At 41.2% G+C, this 24,103-nt stretch carries 19 protein-coding genes and 2 rRNA genes; 7 read left to right on the top strand and 14 right to left on the bottom strand.

Annotation, left to right across the window (positions count from 1 at the left end):
- Positions 1 to 113 precede the first annotated feature (113 nt).
- Together A7968_RS11145 and A7968_RS11140 are read left to right on the top strand one after the other, a co-directional pair.
- A complete protein-coding gene (locus A7968_RS11145; protein WP_064666661.1) occupies positions 114 to 1,469 on the top strand; it encodes a hypothetical protein in 1,356 nt (451 codons plus the stop codon).
- A 147-nt stretch (positions 1,470 to 1,616) separates the two neighbouring features.
- Entirely contained in the window at positions 1,617 to 2,324 is a 708-nt protein-coding gene (locus tag A7968_RS11140) for a hypothetical protein (protein ID WP_064666660.1), read from the top strand.
- 185 nt (positions 2,325 to 2,509) lie between these two features.
- On the opposite strand, the gene A7968_RS11135 is transcribed toward A7968_RS11140, so the two are convergent.
- The 5 genes from A7968_RS11135 to A7968_RS11115 form a co-directional block, all read right to left on the bottom strand.
- On the bottom strand, positions 2,510 to 2,830 hold the full coding sequence (locus tag A7968_RS11135; RefSeq protein WP_227008870.1) for a PDDEXK family nuclease: 321 nt from the start codon (positions 2,828 to 2,830) through the stop codon (positions 2,510 to 2,512).
- A 110-nt stretch (positions 2,831 to 2,940) separates the two neighbouring features.
- Positions 2,941 to 3,135 carry a hypothetical protein gene (locus A7968_RS11130; protein ID WP_064666659.1) on the bottom strand — a complete coding sequence of 65 codons (195 nt, stop codon included), beginning with the start codon at positions 3,133 to 3,135 and terminating at the stop codon, positions 2,941 to 2,943.
- Entirely contained in the window at positions 3,128 to 4,138 is a 1,011-nt protein-coding gene (locus A7968_RS11125; RefSeq protein WP_064666658.1) for a GAF domain-containing protein, read from the bottom strand. Before A7968_RS11125 ends, A7968_RS11130 begins: the two co-directional genes overlap by 8 nt.
- Positions 4,139 to 4,326: 188 nt before the next feature.
- On the bottom strand, positions 4,327 to 6,147 hold the full coding sequence (glmS, locus tag A7968_RS11120) for a glutamine--fructose-6-phosphate transaminase (isomerizing) (RefSeq protein WP_064666657.1): 1,821 nt from the start codon (positions 6,145 to 6,147) through the stop codon (positions 4,327 to 4,329).
- Between the two features lie 113 nt (positions 6,148 to 6,260).
- Positions 6,261 to 7,019 carry a DeoR/GlpR family DNA-binding transcription regulator gene (locus A7968_RS11115; protein WP_064666869.1) on the bottom strand — a complete coding sequence of 253 codons (759 nt, stop codon included), beginning with the start codon at positions 7,017 to 7,019 and terminating at the stop codon, positions 6,261 to 6,263.
- 180 nt (positions 7,020 to 7,199) lie between these two features.
- Between A7968_RS11115 and A7968_RS11110 the strand changes: the two genes are divergently transcribed.
- Positions 7,200 to 7,727 (top strand): sugar O-acetyltransferase, encoded by a 528-nt coding sequence (locus A7968_RS11110; RefSeq protein ID WP_064666656.1) that lies wholly within the window; start codon positions 7,200 to 7,202, stop codon positions 7,725 to 7,727.
- Positions 7,728 to 7,901: 174 nt separating this feature from the next.
- On the opposite strand, the gene A7968_RS11105 is transcribed toward A7968_RS11110, so the two are convergent.
- From A7968_RS11105 to A7968_RS11090, 4 genes are all read right to left on the bottom strand, one after another.
- Complete coding sequence (locus A7968_RS11105; protein WP_064666655.1) at positions 7,902 to 10,316, bottom strand: ABC transporter permease; 2,415 nt, start codon at positions 10,314 to 10,316, stop codon at positions 7,902 to 7,904.
- Positions 10,317 to 10,399: 83 nt separating this feature from the next.
- Positions 10,400 to 12,802, bottom strand: coding sequence for an ABC transporter permease (locus A7968_RS11100; protein WP_064666654.1), 2,403 nt, complete (start codon positions 12,800 to 12,802; stop codon positions 10,400 to 10,402).
- A 1-nt stretch (position 12,803) separates the two neighbouring features.
- Positions 12,804 to 13,508: an ABC transporter ATP-binding protein gene (locus A7968_RS11095; protein WP_064666653.1), complete on the bottom strand. Its 705-nt coding sequence runs from the start codon at positions 13,506 to 13,508 to the stop codon at positions 12,804 to 12,806.
- A gap of 11 nt (positions 13,509 to 13,519) precedes the next feature.
- Complete coding sequence (locus A7968_RS11090) at positions 13,520 to 14,773, bottom strand: efflux RND transporter periplasmic adaptor subunit (RefSeq protein ID WP_064666652.1); 1,254 nt, start codon at positions 14,771 to 14,773, stop codon at positions 13,520 to 13,522.
- Positions 14,774 to 14,997: 224 nt separating this feature from the next.
- Between A7968_RS11090 and A7968_RS11085 the strand changes: the two genes are divergently transcribed.
- The 4 genes from A7968_RS11085 to A7968_RS11070 all read left to right on the top strand — a co-directional run bounded on the left by A7968_RS11085 (position 14,998) and on the right by A7968_RS11070 (position 19,862).
- Positions 14,998 to 16,413, top strand: a complete 1,416-nt coding sequence (locus tag A7968_RS11085; RefSeq protein ID WP_064666651.1) for a sigma-54-dependent transcriptional regulator — start codon at positions 14,998 to 15,000, stop codon at positions 16,411 to 16,413.
- Positions 16,414 to 16,415: 2 nt separating this feature from the next.
- Entirely contained in the window at positions 16,416 to 17,732 is a 1,317-nt protein-coding gene (locus A7968_RS11080) for a sensor histidine kinase (protein WP_064666650.1), read from the top strand.
- A gap of 89 nt (positions 17,733 to 17,821) precedes the next feature.
- On the top strand, positions 17,822 to 19,093 hold the full coding sequence (locus tag A7968_RS11075) for a LysM peptidoglycan-binding domain-containing protein (protein WP_064666649.1): 1,272 nt from the start codon (positions 17,822 to 17,824) through the stop codon (positions 19,091 to 19,093).
- Between the two features lie 103 nt (positions 19,094 to 19,196).
- On the top strand, positions 19,197 to 19,862 hold the full coding sequence (locus tag A7968_RS11070; RefSeq protein WP_064666648.1) for a hypothetical protein: 666 nt from the start codon (positions 19,197 to 19,199) through the stop codon (positions 19,860 to 19,862).
- Positions 19,863 to 19,908: 46 nt separating this feature from the next.
- Here the strand turns inward: A7968_RS11070 and creD are convergent, their stop codons facing one another.
- The 5 genes from creD to rrf (A7968_RS11045) form a co-directional block, all read right to left on the bottom strand.
- On the bottom strand, positions 19,909 to 21,204 hold the full coding sequence (gene creD / locus A7968_RS11065) for a cell envelope integrity protein CreD (protein WP_064666647.1): 1,296 nt from the start codon (positions 21,202 to 21,204) through the stop codon (positions 19,909 to 19,911).
- A 78-nt stretch (positions 21,205 to 21,282) separates the two neighbouring features.
- Entirely contained in the window at positions 21,283 to 22,764 is a 1,482-nt protein-coding gene (gene creC / locus A7968_RS11060) for a two-component system sensor histidine kinase CreC (protein WP_064666646.1), read from the bottom strand.
- Complete coding sequence (locus tag A7968_RS11055; RefSeq protein ID WP_064666645.1) at positions 22,751 to 23,431, bottom strand: response regulator; 681 nt, start codon at positions 23,429 to 23,431, stop codon at positions 22,751 to 22,753. Before A7968_RS11055 ends, creC begins: the two co-directional genes overlap by 14 nt.
- Positions 23,432 to 23,616: 185 nt before the next feature.
- A 5S ribosomal RNA gene (gene rrf, locus A7968_RS11050) occupies positions 23,617 to 23,731 on the bottom strand.
- Positions 23,732 to 23,793: 62 nt separating this feature from the next.
- Positions 23,794 to 23,908 (bottom strand): 5S ribosomal RNA (gene rrf, locus A7968_RS11045).
- Positions 23,909 to 24,103: the final 195 nt, after the last annotated feature.

The raw sequence follows: 24,103 nt of genomic DNA, 5'->3' as shown, positions 1-24,103 counted from the left end.
AAATCACTCAACAATCCCCCCCCTTAATAGGAACACCATTGATTAACAGTAGGTTGTGCTAAAAACGAGATAATGTTTATATGAAATTGAATACAAAATAAGGAAAATAACGTATGAAAAAAACCATGGTTTTATTGTCAACTACCGCATTAACTTCAGCACTGTATGCACACGCGCAAGTGGGTTCACAAGAACTGAATTTAAAACCAGCGGGAGAAGTCAAACTCTCGCAAAAAAAGCTCACCTTTAATACCGCTAAAAAACGAAATAAAAAAGCGCTGTCCAGTGTGGCAAATACCGAGGTGTCAACAACCAGTATTACGCCACAATGCCCAACGCTTGCTACTGGCAATTTGTATACTTTATCTGGCTTAAATGTTAGCGGCACGGCCTGCTACCATTTTGAAATTACTGAACGCAGCAAGACAACAGCCTTACTACTCAATCAAGAAACCGGAAACAACATTGATCTCAGCATCATACGACACAATGAAGATAATACCTACACAACTCTAGGCACCTCGAGTAATGCCGCAAATGCCGATGAAACAGTTGTTGTTTTGACCGTTCCGGGACATTACTACTGGTTTATGGAGGCACAAGAATCCACCGGTGCGGCATTTAACTTTGGCGCAGCTGTGACGACTGAGTTAGATGATTATGAGTTTAATGATACAGCTGCAACGGCCACTGTGTTAGCAGACAAACAGCATAAGATCAGTGCCAATATGGATTCAGCGACTGATATAGATATCTATAAATTCACCTCGGTACGAGGCCAAGATGTGCTACTTAATTTCTCTGATAACAATTTAGATGAGTGGATTGTGGAATACTATAGCGCTGGTTGGCAAACCTTTACCATAAACGCCGATAATACATTGGGCAACTTACAGCCCAATCAGGAAATTTATGTCAGAGTTCGTCCCAACTTAGCGCTGCCTGTTAATCCAAACAATTACTACGGACTCACATTCGGCAGCAAAGTAGTGTCGGCATCGAATCATTATGTCTCTGGTGAAAGCAATGTAAACCGTGTGCCTTATTCATCATTCGTTTCTGACCTACCTTATGCGACAACCCAAGCTTATCGCAAGCTCACTTGGGGCATTACACTTCAAGACTCGACGGGTCAACCAATTGAAGGCGCAAGCGCTGTACTGAAGTTTGACCAAGACATTAGAGAGCCTGAAGGTGTCATTGAATATACAGACTATGAGATGGTTTCTAACAGTATCGGTGTAGTTTCAGGCACAATAAACTTAGGTTCATGTTATAGCGATCTAACGCTAAGACATACAGAATATAGCTTAGGTTACAAAAATATATGGGATACTGACTTGGTGTATGGTGTGTGGCGACTGGAAGTACCACACTCTGTTGGACTCGGAGTTGGCGGTGACAACGTCGAGTACGTCTGGTTTAGTCATTTATGCGATCAAGATTTAGTGAGCAGCAACCCATCGTAATTCTTTGAATTATAAGAGCAGTGTGCAAGCACTGCTCTGTTTTTATTTTCAGTTACTTGGTATAAATGAAAAAAGTGTTAAATTTTACTAAAGTAATTATAAGAACCTACCGATAAATAAGACCTCTTCACTTATAAGGAATATGTTATGAAGATAGCTAACTCAGCCATTAATCAGGCCCAACTCAGCACGACAAAGCAAGTAACAGACAGCAAGCAGCCTATTACTGAAGAGCTCAACACTGCAGCCAAACAACAGCATGCCCAAAGCGATATCAGCAATGAACCAGCCCTTGCTAACAACCAAAACCTGCACAATGTTGAAGTCACTTCTGTGAGCGTGTACGAACCAGATCGGTTTGCGAAGGTGTCGCAAACACTTTATTTTGGTGAACTACCCAGTTTATTCAGAGATATGCAATCTCATTACCAAGACTTTATGAGCGAACTGCAAAAATCAGATCCACAGCTAGCTAAACAGGATTGGGGCTTTTCTGTTGACGAAGGCGGCCAACTGGTTGTGAATGGCCCTATCAGTGACGAAAGCAAAGCTTTTCTTGAAGAAAAACTGAATGAAAACACTGAACTTGTAGAATTAGCCAAACAAGTACCCGATGTAATGATGAAAGGACTGGCCTACGACAGAGGCGCTGATGGTAAAGCCAATGCATGGGGCAAGTATGATGTAAACACTGAGAACCTAAAAGATATTCTAGATTTTAGAGAAGTGTTAGACAGCACTTACATTGAACGGGATGATATTTCCTACTTTAAGGACAACTTTAACACCTTTGAATTTGCTGAAAACGTTGCTAGCCAGTTAAAAAGAAAAGCAGAGGTTAAATTTAGCTATTAAGTTTAAGTAAGTACCGAGCCTATCTTAGAGCAAATATGCACTTACTCCTGCATGCAGAACCAAACCTGTAGTAAAGTGCACATTTCCCTATTTTAAGGCAGAGTTTTACGCAGAATTAATGATGTTTCTTATTAATAATCATGAAGTAAGTAAAAGCATAAAAGGTAAAGTCGCTGGACAGGTGTTTATCGCCCTCCGAACATTTGGGTGTTTTTGATCGCAGATTCAGCTAACTCTACCGTTATTTCACGATCAAGCGAAAATTGCTCATTTACTTGCAGCACATCCTGCCGCCACTCGAGCAAATAGAACATAGATAGTTCAAGGTCGGATAATAAATGGTGTGTTCGCTTGGATTTATAACCAAAGACTCGATGTACACGGCCATCGGATGGCGCATCATAAACCGTTAACCACGGCTTGTAATCTTGGTAATCACCACTACCACGCCCCTCTTTAATCCACTTACGATATTGCGCCTCAGTATGGCCAATCTTCCTAGACATAATATACCGCTATAACTGATTGAAATTTCAGCATAGCGTAAGATATGTCAATAGTTCAACTCAGGCTCTATATGAAGAATGTGTTCAAGGTGATTAGATAAATATTGATTTTAACCAGAAACCAGTAACTTAGCATAAGCAAATGATTTCTTTCTTTGCTCTTGAAATAGCTCACCTATTGACTGAGGGTCGTAAGACTCAGTGGTAATTGCCTGCACAACTTTATAGCCCTCTGAAGCACTAAGTGATTTTACTGGAATATCACTAACTTTAAGAGTTGGTGTTTCAACTTTCTTATCAGACATCATCATCACCTTCTATTAGATTACCATTATGAGCTAGAAACGCTTCAACTGCCGCAAGGTATATTGCAAAAAATTTTACAACGATATTCAAAAATTGTAGATCTCTAATGTCCTCAAATTGCTCACTAGTCGCACTAGTTAAGACCAATACACCAAATGGAAGTTCACCATTACCAACATCGCCATTGTCTTTACAGCGTAATATTGGAATAGAGAAAAAACTTTTATATTTTGTCTCACCACCAGACGCATCAGAGTAATTCATCAGTTCGTTGCTTTTCGTTATATCTGGACAAATTTTAATTCGTTTGTGCAAGAATGCTAAACCAACATGACCATGTCCAGGACCCCATTCTCGATTCCTTTTCTGAAGCCTATTATCACAATCTCGCACTAAAACTTTTAACTTTTCATCACTCTTATCGTAGTGATACAACGCTATATTGTAAAGGCTTTCAGATGTATACCCGAATAGAGCTTCACGCTCCAAAGACAATAGACGAATCATCTGCTCATACCGTGATTTTATTATGTCATCGAATTTATCGACACTACAACGCGTTTTATTCAACTCCATTTCATGTAATTCACCAACTGCTGTGTCTACAATATTAGCTAGACAAAATATTGTAGTTGTTTGATTTGCATGTAAGTTTGATACATCTTTCAAGGCATGCAGGTGCTTTGCTAGATTATCTCGCGTCTTCTGAACTTCATTCTCTAACCCCAGTACCTCAGACACTAATGAGTATTTACGGCTATTCAAATGCTGCAAGAATGCAACTCCAAAGTGAACTGTCGCAAACATAATAAGTAAAATCCAAAATACCCAAGAAATGTTTTCATCTTTATCCAGTGTGTATAAATAAGAAATACCTATACCTATAAGAGCTGGAGCAAAGAAAGTTGTCCATATATTGGAAAAAAACAACACTCTGTTGATTAAGTCATCAGATATATTATTATTTTCCTTAGCTTTTTTTATAAACTCGTCAAAGACCATCTCTATACCTACACTTCCATGTTTCTTATTTCACGGCTTAATTAATGAACGCCTTCTTTTGTGCCATAAAGAATGTTCAATTGCTAGATTTTATTTAGCATGAAACTTTATTGTTTGGAATGATACTTTATTGTGTAGGGTGAAACTTTATTGTTCACCCACAATGTTTAAACTTTAACCTATTGATTTTACTCAACTGTAACCGACTTAGCTAGATTACGTGGTTGATCAACGTCTGTGCCTTTAATTACCGCTACGTAGTACGACAGTAACTGTAATGGCAAGGTATAAACAACTGGTGCAATCACGTCATCTACATGGTTTACGTTGATCACTCGCATTGTGTCGTCTGACTCAAAGTGTGAATCTTTATCTGCGAATACATAGATGATGCCGCCGCGGGCACGTACTTCTTCTACGTTTGATTTAAGCTTTTCTAATAGCTCATTGTTTGGTGCTACAACAATAATAGGCATGTCGGCATCAATTAACGCAAGCGGACCATGTTTGAGCTCGCCAGCTGCGTATGCTTCAGCGTGAATGTATGAAATTTCTTTAAGCTTAAGCGCGCCTTCCATTGCAATTGGGTATTGTGAACCACGACCTAAAAACAGTGAGTGGTGCTTGTCGGCAAACTCTTCTGCAAGGTCGGCAATGCCATCAGCAAGTAATAAAGTTTCTTCTAATTTAGCTGGCAGCAATTTAATAGCGTTAACAATCGTGCTTTGATCTAAGCCTTTCTCTTGCGCGATAGACGCAGTAAGCATTAACAAACCAACCAATTGCGTGGTAAATGCTTTAGTAGAAGCAACACCAATTTCAGCGCCGGCTTTGGTCATAAAGGCAAGGTCTGATTCGCGCACAAGTGATGAGCCAGGTACGTTACAAATGGTCATTGATGCCATGTAACCTTGCTGTTTTGCTAAACGCAGTGCTGCTAAAGTATCAGCCGTTTCACCCGATTGAGAAATAGTAACCAGTAAGCTGTTTTCATGTACAAACGACTGGCGGTAACGGAACTCAGAGGCAATTTCTACGTTACAGCTAACACCTGCAAATTGCTCAAGCCAGTAACGTGCAACCATACCTGAGTGGTAAGACGTACCACAGGCAATAATTTGTACGTGTTTTACATCTTTAAATATTTGCTGTGCACTGTCGCCAAAGGCATCAATCGCTACGCGGTCGTCATTTAAACGTCCTTCAAGAGTATTACGTACTGCAAGTGGCTGTTCGTAAATCTCTTTAAGCATGTAGTGACGGTACTCACCTTTACCTGATGCATCTTGTGTGATGTTTGACTCAATGACTTCACGTTCAACGGCATTGCCGTCTACATCAAAAATTTCCACACTGTTACGGGTGATACGCGCTACATCACCTTCTTCAAGGTAGATAAAGGTACGAGTTACTGGTAATAATGCTAATTGGTCAGAGGCAATAAAGTTTTCGCCAAGGCCTAAGCCAATAACTAATGGACTGCCTGAACGGGCAACAATAATTTCATTATCGTTGGCTTTATCAAATACTACTGTACCAAATGCGCCTTCAAACTGTTTAACAGCCGCTTGTACTGCTGCAAGTAAAGTGGTGTGTTGCTGGCGAAGTTGATGAATTAAATGCACCATTACTTCGGTATCTGTGTCTGATAAAAACTCGTAACCATCGCCTTTCAGCGCTTCACGTAAGCTGGCGTGGTTTTCAATAATACCATTGTGCACTAAGGCAATTTCGCTGTTTGAAATATGCGGGTGCGCGTTTGCTTTCGTCACGCCGCCGTGAGTTGCCCAGCGAGTGTGTGCAATACCGGTAGTACCTTTTACGCCAGCTTCATCAAGCGCGTTTTCAAGGTTAACTACTTTACCCACTGCTTTTACGGTATTAAGTGTATTACCATCTAAAAGTGCCACACCAGCTGAGTCGTAACCACGGTACTCAAGGCGCTTTAAACCTTCGACTAAAATTTTATTTACTGGGCGTTCTGCAACAGCCCCAACGATTCCACACATATTATCTCCTTTTGCACATGCCAAAGCGTCAACTTTGGGTTTGTATGTGTTGTTTAATATTTAAATGTACATCACAAGTGTTGTCGGCCTGTGATAAACACGAATTTGTAAGTTTATAGCTCAGCGCAAATCAACTGCACACCGCATGCCTCGATAGCTTGGCGAGCATCAAGCGCCAAGTTGCTGTCGGTGATAAGCGTAGTCACTTGCTGCCAAGGTAGTTCTAAATTAGGGATTTTTCGGCCAATTTTTTCTGACTCCACCAGCACAATAACTTCACGGGCAGCGCCTGCCATTACTTGGCTTAAGCCCACAAGCTCATTGAAGGTAGTAGTACCGCGCTCAACATCAATGCCATCAGCACCAATAAAGAGCTGATCAAAGTCATATGAGCGTAAAACGTTTTCTGCCACTTGCCCCTGAAACGACTCTGAATGTGGGTCCCAAGTGCCACCGGTCATCAAAAGTGTTGGCTCGTTTTCCAGCGCTAATAACCGGTTAGCGACCTTAATGGCATTGGTCATCACCACTAAACCGCGCTTATTGCCAAGCTCAGGGATCATTGCCGCCGTTGTGCGGCCACTGTCGATAATGATGCGATTGTGATCTTTGATGAGTGCTGCTGCGGCTTTTGCAATCGCCACTTTACGCTTTGAATCAATGTCATCGCTTACAATTTCTTGCGGTAGCGCAATTGCACCACCATAGCGGCGCAGTAATAGTCCGCTTTTTTCAAGAGCTGTTAGGTCTTTACGAATGGTCACTTCAGAGGTTTGAAATTGTTCAGCAAGTACATCAACAGCTACTTCTCCTAGCTCATTAATTTGAGTAAGAATAAGGTGACGACGTTGCTGGGTGTTTCGTTTAGTCATTAAGTGAATCATTTAAGTTTCGTTTCGAAAGTTACGAGATTTTAAACGAAACTATATAAATGGCAAGTGAATGTATAAAAATACCGCTCATTTCATCAAAATATAATAACCTCCTTCAAGCGTTGACCTTATTAGCAATCAAGTTAAGCTAAGTGCAATTATAAATAACGACGTTACTTCATGAATAAATTCAATAGCCTTGATAAGTCATACTTAGAGCAACGCAAAACTGCCCATGAGACTTGCCGCATGTTTGCAAAGAGCCCCAGCAAAGGCAATTTGAAACGTATTAAAAGCATGTTTGCTGAGTGTGGCGAAGGCGTGATTATTGAAGCGGGGTTACACTTTGACTATGGCAGTCAAATGCAAATTGGTGATCGTACTTTTATAAACATTAACTGCACTGTATTAGATGCGCCAATTAATGAGGGTGCTATAACTATTGGCAGTGATTGTTTAATTGGTCCCAATGTACAGCTATTAGCGGTCTCTCATGCAGTAAATCCCATAGAGCGGCTCAATAAAGAAAACTTTGCAGCCCCCATTACCATAGGCAATAACGTCTGGATTGGCGCGAGTGTTATTGTATTAGCAGGTATTACCATTGCTGATAACGCTGTTATTGGCGCAGGCTCAGTAGTGACCAAAGATATTGCTGCAAATACAGTGGTTGCTGGTAATCCGGCGATAAGAATTAAAGATATTTAAACTTTACAACTCAAGTTTGCGAGCAAAAAGCTCGATTTAAATTCCTGTCGCGGGATAAACCCGCTGCTATCTATCCCCCTCAAATTGTAGCTCGTCATTTATGGCGACAATAGGCCTCTCGATAAACGAAAGGCCTTGGTTTGAATGTTGTAACTAATTTTTTATCACACCTACCTACTCATCGCGTAAAACAAGCGAAGGCCGTGTACTGGCGGCTTTAAAGGCAAGGCTGGCAACGGTGAGCCAAGTAAAGAGTGCGACCACAAGCGCCGCAGCGCCATATACCCAAATGGTTTGCTCAATACGGTCGTTAAAACCTTGCAACCAGTTATCCATTAACCAATAAGCTAGAGGTAAAGCAATTGCCGCCGCTGCGAACACTATGATTAAAAACTCACGGGCAAGTAGATTAACTAAACTTAAACGGGTTGCACCTAATACTTTTCGAATAGCTAATTGCTTTTGCTGACTTTTCGCTGCAAACGCTGCAAGTCCAAATAAACCTAAGCCACTTAAAAACATGGCCAGCACAGAGAAATTTCGAATGAGCACAAACAAATCTTGCTCAACGCGATAAACCTTGGCTAAGTCTTGCTGCATCAGGCTAAATTGCGGATCGGCGGTTAAATTAAACTGCTTTAAAAGCTGGCGTAACTGATTAAATAATTGAGGAAAGTTTGCTTTTTCGGTGCTTATCACCAATCGAACGGTTGATTGCGAGCTATACCCTGCTGAAAATGACACAGGTAGCCAATCATCTTTCGCCGAGCCGACTTTAATGTCTTTTACCACACCGACAATGGTTGCATTAATATTGCGATAAAGCCCCTGAACTTGCAGACCCACCACCTCATCCACATTATCGTAGCCTGCACGCTTTGCCATTTGTTCGGTCACCAAAATAGCCATTGCTTGAGGATTGCCTTCGCCTTGCTGCGGCCCAGTATGCTCATTGGTAGAGTGCAACCAATCGCTCTGAAACTGTGGTGAAAAATCTCGACCTGCAAGTAGTGTCAGACCCAAGGTTTCAACGGCATGGAAACCTGTGCCTATGGTCGGTGGCAGTTCGCTTTCTTCATAGCCATTGGGCCAACGGAAATAAAAGCTTTCAAGAATGCTGTCGCTTAAATCTGTATCTGTGGTGGTCACTTGCACAACACCGGGCAGCGCACGGATCTCATTGAGTATCGCGTGTTCTTTTTCCATCAATAGCTTGCTGCTTAAATCGTGTATCACAATACGATCTGTCGCATCATAACCAAGCGACAAGTTTTGCAAGAACGTTAACTGTTGTAAGCTCACCATAGTACAAACAATTAAGGCCATTGCCATGGCTGATTGAAATACTAACAGGCCTTTACGCACCACCTGACCTGTTTGCAATTGCCCTGCAAGTAAACTTTTCAGCGGTGCGCGTGCGACACAAAAAGCCGGATAAGCACCAGATATAAAAGCCAATAAAAACACCACACCCAATACAGCTAGCAATTGTGACCAGCCCCAAACTAGCTGCAATGGGCGGTTTGCTAAGCTACTAAAACTTGGTAATAACATCTCAACCCAACACAACGCTAACACCGTAGCAAGGGCAACCATTAGCAAGGCCTCTAACAAAAATTGCAGCATTAATTGTCGCTTACTCGCCCCCAAGGTTTTGCGCATGGCAATTTCTTTGCTGCGATAAAGCAATTGCGATACCGCAATATTAATGTAATTGGCTGCGGCAATGGCAAGCAGTAAGACACATAGCACTATGCTCAAGTTCACTAAAAATGCCGACCCGCCAGGTTTAAATTCAAAGGGCGAATGGGCTTTAAAGTACACCTCTCGCATCGGCACTAAACGATACTCAAGTTGGCTATTCTTTAACTGATATTTTTCGATAAGACGGCTAGCTAACTGCTTTTCTATGTCTTTTAAATCAGCTCCTTGCTGAGTTTTTAGATAAACATAACTCGATATATCATTATGTTCGGTGAAATCAACAGACACTAAAGCATGAAACAAAAAGTGGCTGTTATTGGGTAAATCATCAAAAACAGCACCCACAGTGATACTTTGCTCGCCCATCAATAACGTTTGTCTGAACGCTTTACTGGCGCTACCAAACAGCCTTGTGGCTTCACTGTCACTCAGGGCGATTTGATTGGGCAAAGAGAGTGCTTGTTCTAGGTTGCCAAGCATTACCTCTAAATGAATAAAATCGCGAATATTAGCCGATGTGCCATATAAATTACGCAGCTTAAATGCTTGCCCTGCAACATTAATATGATCGGAAAGCAAATCGCTATCGACCACATCTGCCAGCACCAATAAGTCGCTTACATCGCTACGTGAAGACACTGTTTGCGCAATGCTTACGACCGTTAATGGGATCTCATCTAAGCCTGGTACATTTACATCAACATGCAAACGATATACTTGCTGATGATCGGGCTGCATTTTATCAAACGACAACTCGTACTCTGCGAATAACGCCACTAACAGCGCCGCGGCAAGACCTATGCCTAACCCAAAGACATTCAAAAACGCGTACAACTTATGCAGCTTAAATACCCTAAACGCCATGGTAATGTGTGATACTAACATTTTTACCTTTAACCTTACCTGTTCTACCTAAAAATGCCCCATCAGCTACGCCGATAGACCTTGGTTTTGACTAAAACCTCAATTTATTCATAACGTAAAGTAAGTGATGGCCGTGTACTGGCGGCTTTAAAGGCAAGGCTGGCAACGGTGAGCCAAGTGATCGCAGCAACACTCAAAGCAGCAACCAAATAAACCCATAGCGCTTGATCAACCCGCTCATTAAAATTTGCGAGCCAATCACCCACCAGCCAATAAGTAAGCGGGTATGCAATAGCTACACTACCCAACACTAAAATCAAAAACTCTTTGGCCAGAAGGTTCATAATGCTGATGCGTGATGCGCCAAGTACTTTGCGTACCGCGACTTCTTTTTGGCGGCGTAATACTGAGAATGATGCTAACCCAAAGGTCCCCACACACGCTAAGAATACAGCTAAGCCAGAGAACAAAGTGACAAACTCAGTGGCGCGTTCGTCATTACGATAAAGCGCACGGTAATTGTCAGCCATCATTTCTATTTTTGGGTCATAAATATCAAGCGTTTCGGCCAAAATATTAGCAAGCTGTGACTTAACATGCGGGAGCTGTGTTAAATCCAGATTAACGATAATTCTACCAACCCAGCTACTGGTGTAACCGCAAATAAAGATGGTGGAGGGCTGTGTATCTTTAACGCTACCTACTTTTATATCTTTAACAACGCCAACAACCGTTATGGTAAGTTTTTGGCCGTAACCTGTGTCAGTACGCCAAATGCTGCCAATTGCATCTTCTGCGGTTGCATAGCCCGCTTGTTTAGCTAAAGATTCGGTCAATATTGCTGACGCGGTCGCTTGAGTATCACTGACTTTATTAAACCAATCAGCTCCCATTTTTGCACTAAAGTCACGCCCAGCTACCAGCGATAAGTCCAAAGCACTCACAGCATCATTACCCACACCAATAAAGGGTAATGTTTGTTTAGTAAACTGACCGTTATCAGCCGTAAATGTCCGTGACGAGTTATAAGCACCGGTTAGTGAAATATCTATTACGCTGGCTTGTTTCACACCATCAATAGCGTTAATGCGATCTAACAGCACATTGTTTTGGTTATAGAATATATCTCCTGCATCAATATCACTGATCATCAGCTTGCCTTCTTTTGCGTAACCAACAGGGAGTGATTGCAAATGTGCTAGCTGCTGTTGTAGCAATAAGGCGGCAATGATCAATGCGACCGACAACGCAGACTGTAAAACCAATAAGCTTTTTCTCACCGCTATGGCTGTGCGACCGCGTTGTATGTCACCACTAAGTACTCGTTTGGCACTAAACGCCGACATAAACATCGCAGGATAAATCCCCGCAAGCAAACCTACCAACAAGGTAACAACTGCAATTGCTGCGCCTAAAGCTGAACTGTAATTAAGCGCTAGCTGACGATCAACTAATTGATTAAAAGCAGGCGTTACCAATTCAACCAACATGCACGCTATCAGTGCTGCAAAAACGGTTATAAGTAATGATTCAACTAAAAATTGGCAAACAATTTGTGATTTGCTCGCGCCAAGCGCCTTACGAACACCGACTTCTTTTGCGCGCTTTGCAGATTGCGCAATACTCATATTGATAAAATTAAAAGCCGCTAGCAACACCAACAAAATACTTAAACCAATACAAATACGCAGCGTTGAAAGCGAGCCATTCATTTTCATTTCAAAATTAGAGCTGGCAGTTAAATGTAGGGCTGTTAAAGGGTTCAACGTAAGCTGCGCTGAGTCATAATCAGAGTCTTTATAAACAACCTCTCTATAACGTTGCTCAATAGCTTTTGCAAGCTTGCCAGCATCAGCGCCAGGAGTAACTCGGATATATGTATAGCCATTATTATTCTGATAATTATTATTTGCTGGTGGCTCTTTAATTAATGCTTGAAAGAAAAAATGAGTGTTATCTGGCAGATCGGCAAATACCGCACCGACTTGCCAACGTTTATTACCCTGTATTAAGGTCTCACCAATAATAGCCGTGCTGCCAAAAATCCGTATTGCGTACTGCTCACTGAGAGCAATCATATTTGGCGTAGTGAGTACTTTTGCCAGATCCCCTGCTGCAATATCGATATTGATAAAATCAGTCACGTTACTACGCGCCGCGAGTACATTTTCTAATTTGTAGCCAACCCCATCACGAACAAACTCAGAGCCAGGCGGAACCAGATCAAGTGAGAGTATGTCTTCAATTTCAGCCATGTCTTTAAAAGACGCGATCACATCTTTATTGACTACGGGTGCCCCCATTCCAAGTGATGGAAAATATTGATATACACGATACACACGATCCGCATTCGGTTGCTGTTCATCATAAGAAGCTTCATTAAAGGCAAACAGTGCCACTAAAATTGCCGCAGCTAAGCCAACACTTAAGCCAATAATATTAAGTAAAAAATGCTGTTTTTGCTGTTTAAATGCCCGTAGGGCTGTCACTAAATAATTAATAAACATGTTAAGCAACCTCAGCAGCGCTTTGCTGCACAACATTCGCTTTATCAAGCATTACTTGGCCATCTAGTAGGCGCACTAAACGATCAGCATAGGCACCTTCTTTTTCTGAGTGAGTCACCATAATTACCGTGGTACCTTCTTTATTTAATTCGCGTAGCATGGCCATCACTTCATCACCGTTTTTAGAATCGAGGTTACCAGTTGGCTCATCGGCTAAAATTAGTTTGGGATTAATCACCAATGCACGCGCAACGGCTACCCGTTGTTGCTGACCACCCGACAATTGTTGTGGTAAATGCTCGCCGCGGTGATCAATACCTACCCGTTTTAAAATCGCTTCAACGCGTTGCTTACGCTCACTTTTTGATATTTTTTGATACTGTAATGGCAACTCTACGTTTTCATAAACGGTTAGCTCATCAATTAAGTTAAAGCTTTGAAATACAAAGCCAATTGAAGCTTTGCGAAGTTCTGACAGCTGCTTTTCGCTGTACCCTGCGATGTCAGTACCAGCAAAATCAAAACTGCCAGAGCTTGGCGAATCCAACATGCCTAAAATAGACAGTAAAGTTGACTTACCGCAGCCAGAAGGTCCCATAATCGCTAAAAAATCACCTTCATTTACAGTTAGATTGATATTACTTAACGCTGTTGTTTCAACATCTTGAGTACGAAATACGCGGCTTAAATTAGTTAGTTTGATCATTGTTATTTTCCTTAAAATTGTAGTTGCTGTGCTTTATCAAAGTTGCTGTAGCTAGAGGTAATTACTTGATCCCCAGCGTTTAGCCCTTCAAGCACTTCAAAATAGTTTTGATTCTTTTTGCCTAAGCGAATATCACGGCGCACTGCTTTATCACCACCTTGCTCAATAACATAAACCCAGTTACCGCCAGAATTAGTAAAGAAAGCGCCACGTTTAAGCAGTAAGGCATTGTTTTTATCGCCTCCCAGCATTAACTCAATATCAATACTTTGGCCGCGTTTAATGCTTTTGGTGTTACTGGGTAAATCCACTTCAATTTGAAATTGCGACTGTTGTACGCGACTATCAATTTTGCTCACCTTGGCGTTCACTGTGCCGCTTTCAAGCTCAATCATCACGGTCATGTCACGCTGTACTTGGTTTAAATAAAACTCATCAAGGCGTACCACTAATTTATATTCATTTGGAATATCTATTTGGCCTAATCGCGCGCCACTGTTTTTAGATTCACCAATTTCCACATCAAGCTCGCTTAAATAACCCGATACCGGTGCTTTGATTAATAAGTTATCGAGGTTTCTACGCGCAAACTGCAGGTTCTTTTCAAGCATTTTAGCGCTGTCTGCAAGCTGTGCGACTTGCACCTCACGGATTGAGTTTTCTTGCTTTTGGCGCTCAAGGGTAAGTTCTTTACGAGCTTGGTAATAATTTAAATCTTCTTCCAGCTCTGCAAGTTGCTCCTGCGCTAATACGCCACTTTTAACTAACGGTTTAGTTTGTTTTAATCGACGAGTTAAGTGGGTAATTTTTAATTCGATTTCTAATAAGTCGCGGCGTAAATTCAAACGACTCGTTTCCATCGTCATTTGCGTATTACGTAAAAAGTTAAGCTGCTCGGTAACTTGAGCTTCTCGGCTCATTACATCAAGTTGTAAGTTAGTGTTGCTTAAGCGCACTAGCGGTTGGCCTTTCTCAACGTATTCGCCTTGTTCTACTAATCGCTCTTCTACTTGACCACCGGCGATGGTATCAAGGTAAATGCTGGTTTTTGGCACTACTTGACCACGTAAGCTTAAGGCATCTTTAAATGCACCTTGTTTAACCGTGCTAACCGTAAGACTGCTACGATCAATATGCTGGCTACGGCCGGTATCGCTACTTTGTGTAAAACCATATGCAGCCGCTGCAACACCTAAAGCAAGCGCAGCTAAAGTGAATTTTTTTAAATATTTTTGAGTAAATGAGCGTTCTATTTTTTTGTCCATGTCGGCTACCTTGATACAGGTTTAATAACTAATTACCGATAGTTATTACAATCACTATGCCAACTTTAATTTAATTTAAAATTCAAATGGTTAGCTATTTAATTAGCTGTTCACATATTTGTAGTGTCCGCTAATAGAACACTTTGCTATTTTATAAACGTCCATTTATGGACACTGTTCCCTTTTTGTTTTAGGCTAAATAAAACTCTATAAAAATAACAATCATGAAACACACAGGCTCACTTTTAATTGTTGATGACAACCCAGATATTCTCATCGCCGCACGGTTATTGCTAAAACAGCATTACCAAAGCGTTAAAACCACTGACAACCCATTTGATATTGCAGACATCATTAACGAGCAACGCAAAGTTGATCAGCCAATCGATGTGATCTTACTTGATATGAACTTTACCCAAGACTCCATCAGCGGCAAAGAAGGCTTTTATTGGCTAAAAAAAATCATCGAGCAAGATGCTAATATTGTTGTATTACTAATGACTGCCTACGGCGATATTCAACTTGCAGTAGATGCAATTAAAGCGGGCGCCTCTGATTTTATTGCTAAGCCTTGGCAAAACGAGCAATTACTTGGCGCCGTTGCCGCCGCGTTTTCACACGCCAAAGATAAACAGCAAGTGGGCACTCTGACCCGCCAAAAGCAAGGTCTAAACCAAGCCTTAAACACCCCCAACTTTGAATTTTTAGGTCAAAGTGCAGCGATGCAACATGTATTTGCCACCATCGAAAAAGCCGCACAAACAGATGCCAATATATTAATAACTGGCGAAAGTGGCACAGGAAAAGAGCTCACCGCCCATGCCCTTCATCAGGCAAGTATGCGCCATAATCAAACCTTTATGAGCTTAGACATGGGCGCAGTGGCGCAGAGCCTCTTTGAAAGTGAATTATTCGGTCATAAAAAAGGCGCGTTTACTGATGCAAAAAGCGATCGCATTGGTAAGTTTGAACTTGCCCAAGGCGGTAGCTTATTTTTAGATGAGCTGGGTAATTTAGCACTTGAACACCAAGCTAAATTACTGGCTGCACTACAAAATAGGCAAATAACACCAGTTGGCGGCAGTAAAGCGGTTGATATTGATATTCGCCTGATTTGCGCCACTAACGACAACCTCGAACAAGCAGTTATTGACGGGCGCTTTCGCCAAGATTTGCTATACCGAATAAACACCGTTGAAATTCGGCTACCGGCACTGAGAGAGCGCAGTGATGACATTCCATTATTAGCTAATTACTATCTAAAACACTTTGCGCAAAAATATAAACGCGACTTAACCATTAGCGATGATGATATGAATGCACTTTGCCAGTACCCGTGGCCAGGTAATGTACGTGAATTGGCTCATGCTATAGAGCGTGCGGTTATTTTAACTGAAGGGGATAAACTCGATATAAGCTCAGTGGTCGGTAACTCAGCATCAGTTAGTACTGGCAATAATCAAAACACGGAAACTTTTAACAATCAGGTACAGTACGACACCTTTGATTTAGAAATACTCGAACAACGCACTGTACGAGCCGCGCTTAAGCATCATCAGGGAAATGTAAGCCATGCCGCCAAAGCGCTTGGTTTAACCCGTGGCGCTATGTATCGCCGCCTTGAAAAGTATGGGTTATAAACATGCGTGCTAATTTATTATTAATGATTAATATAATAGCGCTTGTTAGTACGAGTGCATTGCTGAGTTACTTATTCCAAAATAGCAGCTTTTCAGCAACCTCACTATTGCTGATACTAGTGGCGACGGCGTTAATAGTGCATATTTTTTCTCTGTTTAAACGCCAGCAAAAACAAGCTGAAATGGTGATACGTGCTTTAGCGAATGGCGACAGCACCTTAGGGCTTGGTCAACAACACCCAATGCTTAAGCAATTTGAGCAAGTAAAAACACAAATGCAAACGGCACGTTTTAATGCCGAGCAACAAGCACAGTTTCTACAAGCTTTGCTCATCCATGTTGATTTAGCCGTTATGGTCTGTGATGACAATGGCAAAGTGATCGAGTCAAACCCAGCCGTTAGTAAGTTACTGGGGAAAAATTTTCAACATTTGCAAGAGTTAGGCGCTGTTGGTGAGCTAATTTTGAACGCCAGTAATAATATTCGCAGCACCACCTATTGGCAAAACGGCGAGCAGCACGACACCCTCTCTATTCAACTGAGTATTGCCGAAATACAAGGTAAAGTACGCCGAGTAGTGAGCTTGCAATCAATCCATGATCAATTACAACTTAAAGAACAACAAGCTTATAAACGCTTAACTAAGGTACTTACACACGAAATTGCCAACTCCATTACCCCACTTTCATCGTTAGCTGATACGTGCAGCAATTTACTACCACAAGAACTGTGTTTTATTGATATTGAAGATAAACAAGATTTACAGCTTGCACTAAGCACCTTAGCATCAAGAACGGCACATTTAGGCGACTTTATTGCTCGTTTTCGCCAAGTTAGTAGCTTACCTAAACCTAATTTAGCGCCTGAAAATTTAGCCAATATGCTAGCGCGTATTGTCACCTTGCATCAACAACAAGCACGCGAACAACACACCCATATTGAACTGTCGATTAAAAATCAGCAGTTAGTAATGCTTGATAGCAGCCAAGTAGAACAGGTATTAGTAAACTTAATAAAAAATGCTCTTGAAGTACTAAAGAGTAGCCAAAAGTACAGCGTTGAGAATGTCGTTCAACCAAGGATCGAAATTAGCTTGGCACAAAACACTAGCCAACAACTCTATATAGAAATTAGCGACAACGGCCCAGGCATTAGCGAACATGTGGTAGATATGATCTTCGTGCCATTTTTTACCACCAAGCAGCAAGGCTCTGGCATTGGCTTGAGCCTATCAAGGCAAATTATGCTCAACCACGGCGGTGATTTAATTTATGTACAAAAACCACAAGGCGCATGTTTTAGGTGTGTGTTTGGTTAAATTCAGCCACCGCTAATTTTTAACTCACCTTATGTTAAGCTAACTTGCTTTAGGTTAGCCGCATTCATTTTTTCGGAGTAGTTTAGTACGTGTCTTTAAATCGATTTATCCGCATTCTGCCATTGATTGTTATTTTATCAGGTTGTGAAACCACACCAGAACAACCATCGTCTCAACCAGCGGTTAAGGCTGAATCTGCCACTATTGTTAGTAAACAAAGCGAACCCATTGAGAAAATAGCACCGTTAAATGCAAAAGAACTTGATGATGTGTGGCAACGTATTCGTGCGCAGTTAACATTTGCCAATTCTAGCCACCCTGATGTACAAAAGCGCATTGCTTGGTATTTATCGCACCCAAATTACATGGATGAAATAAGTCGCCGTGCTGAGCCTTACCTTTACTATATAGTCACTGAGGTTGAAAAGCGGGATCTACCGATAGAATTAGCGCTAATGCCGCTGATTGAAAGCGACTTTGATGCCAGTGCCTATTCGCACAAGCATGCATCTGGGCTTTGGCAATTAACCCCTTCAATAGCTAAGTATTTTAAGGTAAAAATTAGCCCTTGGTACGATGGTCGCCAAGATGTGATAGACAGTACCCGTGCTGCTCTGGATTTTATGGAGTACTTATACAAACGCTTTGATGGCGATTGGTATCACGCTATAGCAGCCTATAACTTAGGTGAAGGCCGTGTACTTAGAGCAATCAGCAACAATAAAAAGCAAGGCAAACCGACTGACTTTTTTAGTTTAAAATTACCTAAACAAACCAGTCAATATGTACCAAAGCTACTTGCTGCTGCGCAATTATTAAAAAACCAAAAGATGGTCTTCCCTGCAATCGCAAATAAAGATGCGATAGCCAAAGTGGCCATTTCTGGCTCAGTTATTTTAGATAATAAAGCCCAATGGCAACAGTTAGAGTCTTTAAATTACGGGGTTATTCGCTTCCCAGCAATTATTGATGCGCCGCATATCGTCGTTCCTGCCAGCGAGAAAGTACAATTTGAAACCATGATCGCAAATCAAAAAAGCAACGATTACAGCCAATGGCAGCATTACACTGTTAAACGTGGCGATAGTTTGAGTGTTATTGCAAAACGCTACAAAGTGAGTGTGAGTCAGCTTAAAGCATTCAATAATTTAAAAAGTAGTACCATACGTATTGGCCAAAAGTTGGTGCTGCCGCAGTTAGCCGATACACAAATAGAGCATAAGGTAAAATCTGGTGAAAGCTTATGGAAAATAGCCAACCATTACAAAGTCAGCATCACTAAGCTAAAGCAATGGAACAGCCTTTCAGGCGACCGCTTAAAAGTAGGTGAGAAGCTAACCGTATTTTTATCAAATAGCTAACTATAAGAAAATGTTTGCGAGTAGCTCGCTACCCGCAATTTTATCTACACTTTATCAAACACTATAGTAATTAATTACTCTCATAAAAATAAAAACTAACGATATGGATGATCAACACTCAAAGCCGTCACTGCCGGTGCCTGTAACAAACACTAAACAGCAAGCTTGGTTCACTAACGAACGTCTCAATTTACTTCTAGCACTGTGTGCTATTGTTATTTCAGCCGCATCATTTTATGCCACCTACTTACAAGCAAGTGCCGCCGAGCGACAGGTAAAAGCCGCAACTTGGCCCTGGTTAGAAGTGATATCTGGTAATTTCAATGATCAAGAGAAAGTAGCTGAAATCGCCCTTAAAATAACAAACTCAGGCTCAGGCCCTGCTATCATTAAATATGTACAGTATTTTCATAATGACCAGTCGTACGTAGACATTTTCTCGCTTATAAAAGATTGCTGCTTCGATGTATACGCCTATGAAAAACAGCTTCTAGAACTACAAGAAAAGTCGCCCAAGATAAACTTTTTCGAACAATTTGGTTGGCTATTTACCAGTGAGAGTCAAAATAGGCTATTAGCCGCTGGCACAAGTATTAGCTTGCTAAACTTTAAAAGAACCAGCTTTAATGACACACAATGGCAAACTGTAGATAAGCAACGCTTTAAAATTTCAACATCAATCTGCTATTGTTCACTGCTTGAACAATGCTATATCAGTGATGGACGCGGTACAGTTAGCGAGGTAGAACATTGCGCACTAAACGATTAATATAAAAAGGGTGGGACGCGTTACCGTCTCACCCTTATTTGGAATTTTATTCTTCCTCAGCTTTACCACGATACCAATTAACTTGTCTGGTCAGCATCATAATCAAACTCAGCACTACAAACACCAGTAAACTGCCCATCAACAATGCATAATCTTCTGCACTTAATAGCCCGTACAGTAAGCTGTATAAAAACAGTATGCCGATCAGAAATAACCCCCCATGCTTAGTATTTTTCAACATACCGGCCACATAAATACTTAGTAATAATGAAGAAGCAAGCGCTGACAATAAGTAGGCAAGGTTAAAACCAAGATGCTCACCTAGCGATATCAACAATAAGTAAAAAACGGCTAATGCTAAACCTACAAAGCCATATTGCACCGGATGAACAGGTTCGCTGCGTAGCACTTCAAGTAAAAAGAAGCTGGCAAATACCAATATCAACACTAAAATTGCGTAGTTACTGGCGCGATAGCTTTTTAAATAATGATCAACCCCATCAACAAGATTAACTCCCATGCTACGTTGCTTAAATTGTTCGCACTGATTTTGAAAAACACAATGCTGAAACAGCTCTTTTAAGTTGGTAGCAAAGTAATTTGTTTGCCAGTTGGCAGTAAAGCCTTGTTCTGAAATACTTGAGTCGATAGGTAAATAATCACCAACGAAACTTGGATGTGGCCAATCTGCTTGCATGTTAAGACTGGTTTCTTTACCGATAGGAGCAATAGCTAGTTTTCGCATTCCTTGTAGATTTAAATCAATTTGATAATCCAATGTTTGTTGCTCAAGCAAAGCACTAAAATCAAGCTCAATATTAACGCCTTCAGGCAATTGCGCCAGCTTAGTGCCTGGCTGCAACGCATATTCTTGGTTATTTATGCGCATAGCACTACCTTGACCAATACCGCGAATATCTTTAATCGCCATGATCATATGCACCTGCTTTATCTTTTTATCGGCTAATTCATTTAAAGCCTCGGTATTAAATTGCCCTGCAAAGTGATTCGCGGAGCGATATAGCAATGCCTTATAAATACCTCGATATTTTTCAAAAGAAGATAATTCACTGTTTATTGTTAAGGTTTCAGGTAGCAACAACAGCGTTCTTAACTGTTCAGTGGTTTTACCTTCCAAAGTATGTGTTTCTATAAATTGTACTTGAATAAACGGCCCAATGACTTGTTGCTCGCCGCTGCTACTTTTAGCAATATCAGCTTGCACTTGTTGCTGTAGTTCTGCACGTTCATCTATTAGGTTTTGGATCATAAAAATAGGCACTAATAACAGTACAATTAGGCCTATGATAATTACCAATTTTGTTTCCAGTTTTTGCTTCATTGTTATTTACTCCCTATTTAATATAGGAACTAGAGTAATCGACAAAAGTGGATTTTAAATGGTGCTTATGTGGAGTCTTTATGGAGTTGGTAAAAACAGCTTAACGGATACGCCCTGCGGGGTATTATGGATGTCTAACTTTCCTTTATGCAACTTAACCACTTGTTCTACAAAATTAAGCCCAAGGCCGGTACTTTTTTGTCCGTTACTTCTGGCAAGCGAATAAAAGCGTTCGGTTACTCTCTCTAAAGCATAATCAGGTATATTCGGGCCAGTGTTCTCGACATTGATGCAAAGCTCGCCTGCGGTTTGCGTTACCGTAATATCTATATTGCCTTGCTCACATACAAAATCCAGCGCGTTTTCAAGCAAATTATACAAGGCTTGCTGTATTAAAAATTGATCCCCCACAAAAGCGACTTTGTTATCACATACAACGCTTAACTCTGCTTGCCTGGTCATTAATCTGCTAATACAAGAAGCTTTTATCTGCTCAATCAAAGCTGGTAAATCAATTAATTGCCGCTGTTCAAGCTCAGGGAGTTGCTCAAGCCTAGTTAATGCTAGCAACTTATCGATCAATTGCTGCATTCGCGTGGCTTCGGTTTCAATATTCTGAGCAAACAACTGTTGTTTATCTACCGTGGTAGGGGTTTGTAGTATTTCACTAGCCCCTTTGATCGCTGACAATGGGCTTTTTAACTCATGTGTTAGAGTTTGCACATAATTTTCTACGTATCGTTTACCATCGAGCTGACGACGCATATTTTCAAGTGCATCACTAAGTAAGCTATATTCATAAAAAACTCTAAAGGTGGGTTTACTGGTTTTTTCACCTCGGCCCATTTTATCAGCGTAGTCTGCCAGCTTATATAACGCCGTATTTATACGCCACGCGATTAACGCTCCAATTATAAGCGCGAGTACACTCATTAACGCTAACCAAGTTAATACCCGATACTTGGAAATATCAATAAATGGCTGTACCGAGCGGTTCGCTTTAGCAACTGTGACACTGCCAATTATTTCATTGTTATAGAGAATAGGTGCCGCTACATGCATGACGGTTGATAGCGGATCATTAGGGTCTAATGCAGTTGAGCGTGCCCCGTACTCACCACGTAGGGTGAGGTAAACGTCATTCCATTTAGAAAAATCATTACCAACATCCTGCAGCCATGAATCCAGCACCACAATGCCTTGTTGATCAGTTATATAAACTCGATGATTAACTGATTTTTTTTCAATTCCCCAAATAGCAGCATCAGGGTCACGTAAACCATAAAAGTTGATTTGCTTAGCAAAAGCGCTCTGAGCAATATCCCCGTTCGCCATTGGGTTGCTTGCCATTACAGCCAGTATGTTTGCCATATCGACCAGCGTTTCTTCGCTCGCTTGGCGTACCGTTGGTTTGATCTCTCTCATAACTGTCGAGCTAACCAAGTAAGCGGTTAAAATCACTAACACAAAATAGAGTAAAAATAGCCTCAGTCCAAGCGGGATCTTAGGCCATCTTTTAAGACGAGAGAATACTGTCTTTGTTGGCTTAGGTGGATTCATAGTAATAACCAAAGCCACGTTTAGTATGAATACATTCAGGAGCCGATACCGCACGCAGTTTATTGCGAATAGCCTTAATGTGACTATCTACATTACGGGCATAGATAGCATCTTGGTGATTTTGCGCCGCCAACAATAATTGCTCGCGGGAGAATACTTGGCGCGGATGACTAATTAGCTTATCCAGCAATTTAAATTCCAATGCTGTGAGAGCCAATGCTTGGTTTTGGAAATGATAATCGAAATTTTCAGCATAAAGTCCTGAGACAGGTTCTGAGGAGGTAGATGCTTTGATTGCAGGTTCGCTATGTCTAATTCTAAGTTTAACCCTTGCAAGTACTTCTCGCGGGCTAAATGGCTTAGTCACATAATCATCTGCGCCTATTTCTAATCCCACTACACGGTCTATTTCATCATTACGGGCTGTAAGAAAGATAATCGGAACCGCGGAGAACTCTCTTATCTTTTTGCATAACTCAAAGCCATTAGCATCAGGTAAGCCAATATCTAAAATCAACAAGGATGGCATGCTGTTTTTAATATACTCAAGCCCCTCACCCGCCGTAGCAAACCACTGCACAGCAAAGCCATCAATTTCTAGAGTGTGGATCAGTGTATCAGCAATCGCTTTTTCATCTTCAATGATCACAACCCGACTGCTAGACATACGCAACTATTCCATTTTACAAACTGAGTTAACAGCTTTTAATAGTTACAGTTAGCAAGCATGTAGTCAATTGCTAGATACCACTACATGGCCTATCCTAGTTCCTAGCGACCTAGCCCCTAGAACTTTTTTTAGGACAAACAAAAAACCCGCTTCATTTCTGAAACGGGTTTCTTCAATTAGGATCCTGGCGATGACCTACTTTCACATAACAAATGCTACACTATCATCGGCGCTGTTTCGTTTCACTACTGAGTTCGGCATGGGGTCAGGTGGGTCCAAAACGCTATTGTCACCAAGAAAATTCTTTTCAATTTTCTTATTCTAATTTTTAAGGTTAAAGTTCTTCAACTAAATTTGGAGCCTGGCGATGACCTACTTTCACATAACAAATGCTACACTATCATCGGCGCTGTTTCGTTTCACTACTGAGTTCGGCATGGGGTCAGGTGGGTCCAAAACGCTATTGTCACCAAGCAAATTTGGTGTAAGTTCGATTTAATCAAACTTACTAAAATTTGGAATTTCTGATAATAAAAAGTCTTCAGTAATCTACTTTAGTTATATTAACTTCTTCGCTTAAACTGTCGCATAAAACGCGTTTGGCGTTGTATGGTTAAGCCTCACGGGTAATTAGTACAAGTTAGCTTAACATATCACTATGCTTCCACA

Origin of the sequence: Pseudoalteromonas prydzensis, assembly GCF_001661495.1 — a bacterium.
GTDB lineage: Bacteria > Pseudomonadota > Gammaproteobacteria > Enterobacterales > Alteromonadaceae > Pseudoalteromonas > Pseudoalteromonas prydzensis.
This window is presented reverse-complemented; position numbering and strand designations above follow the sequence as displayed.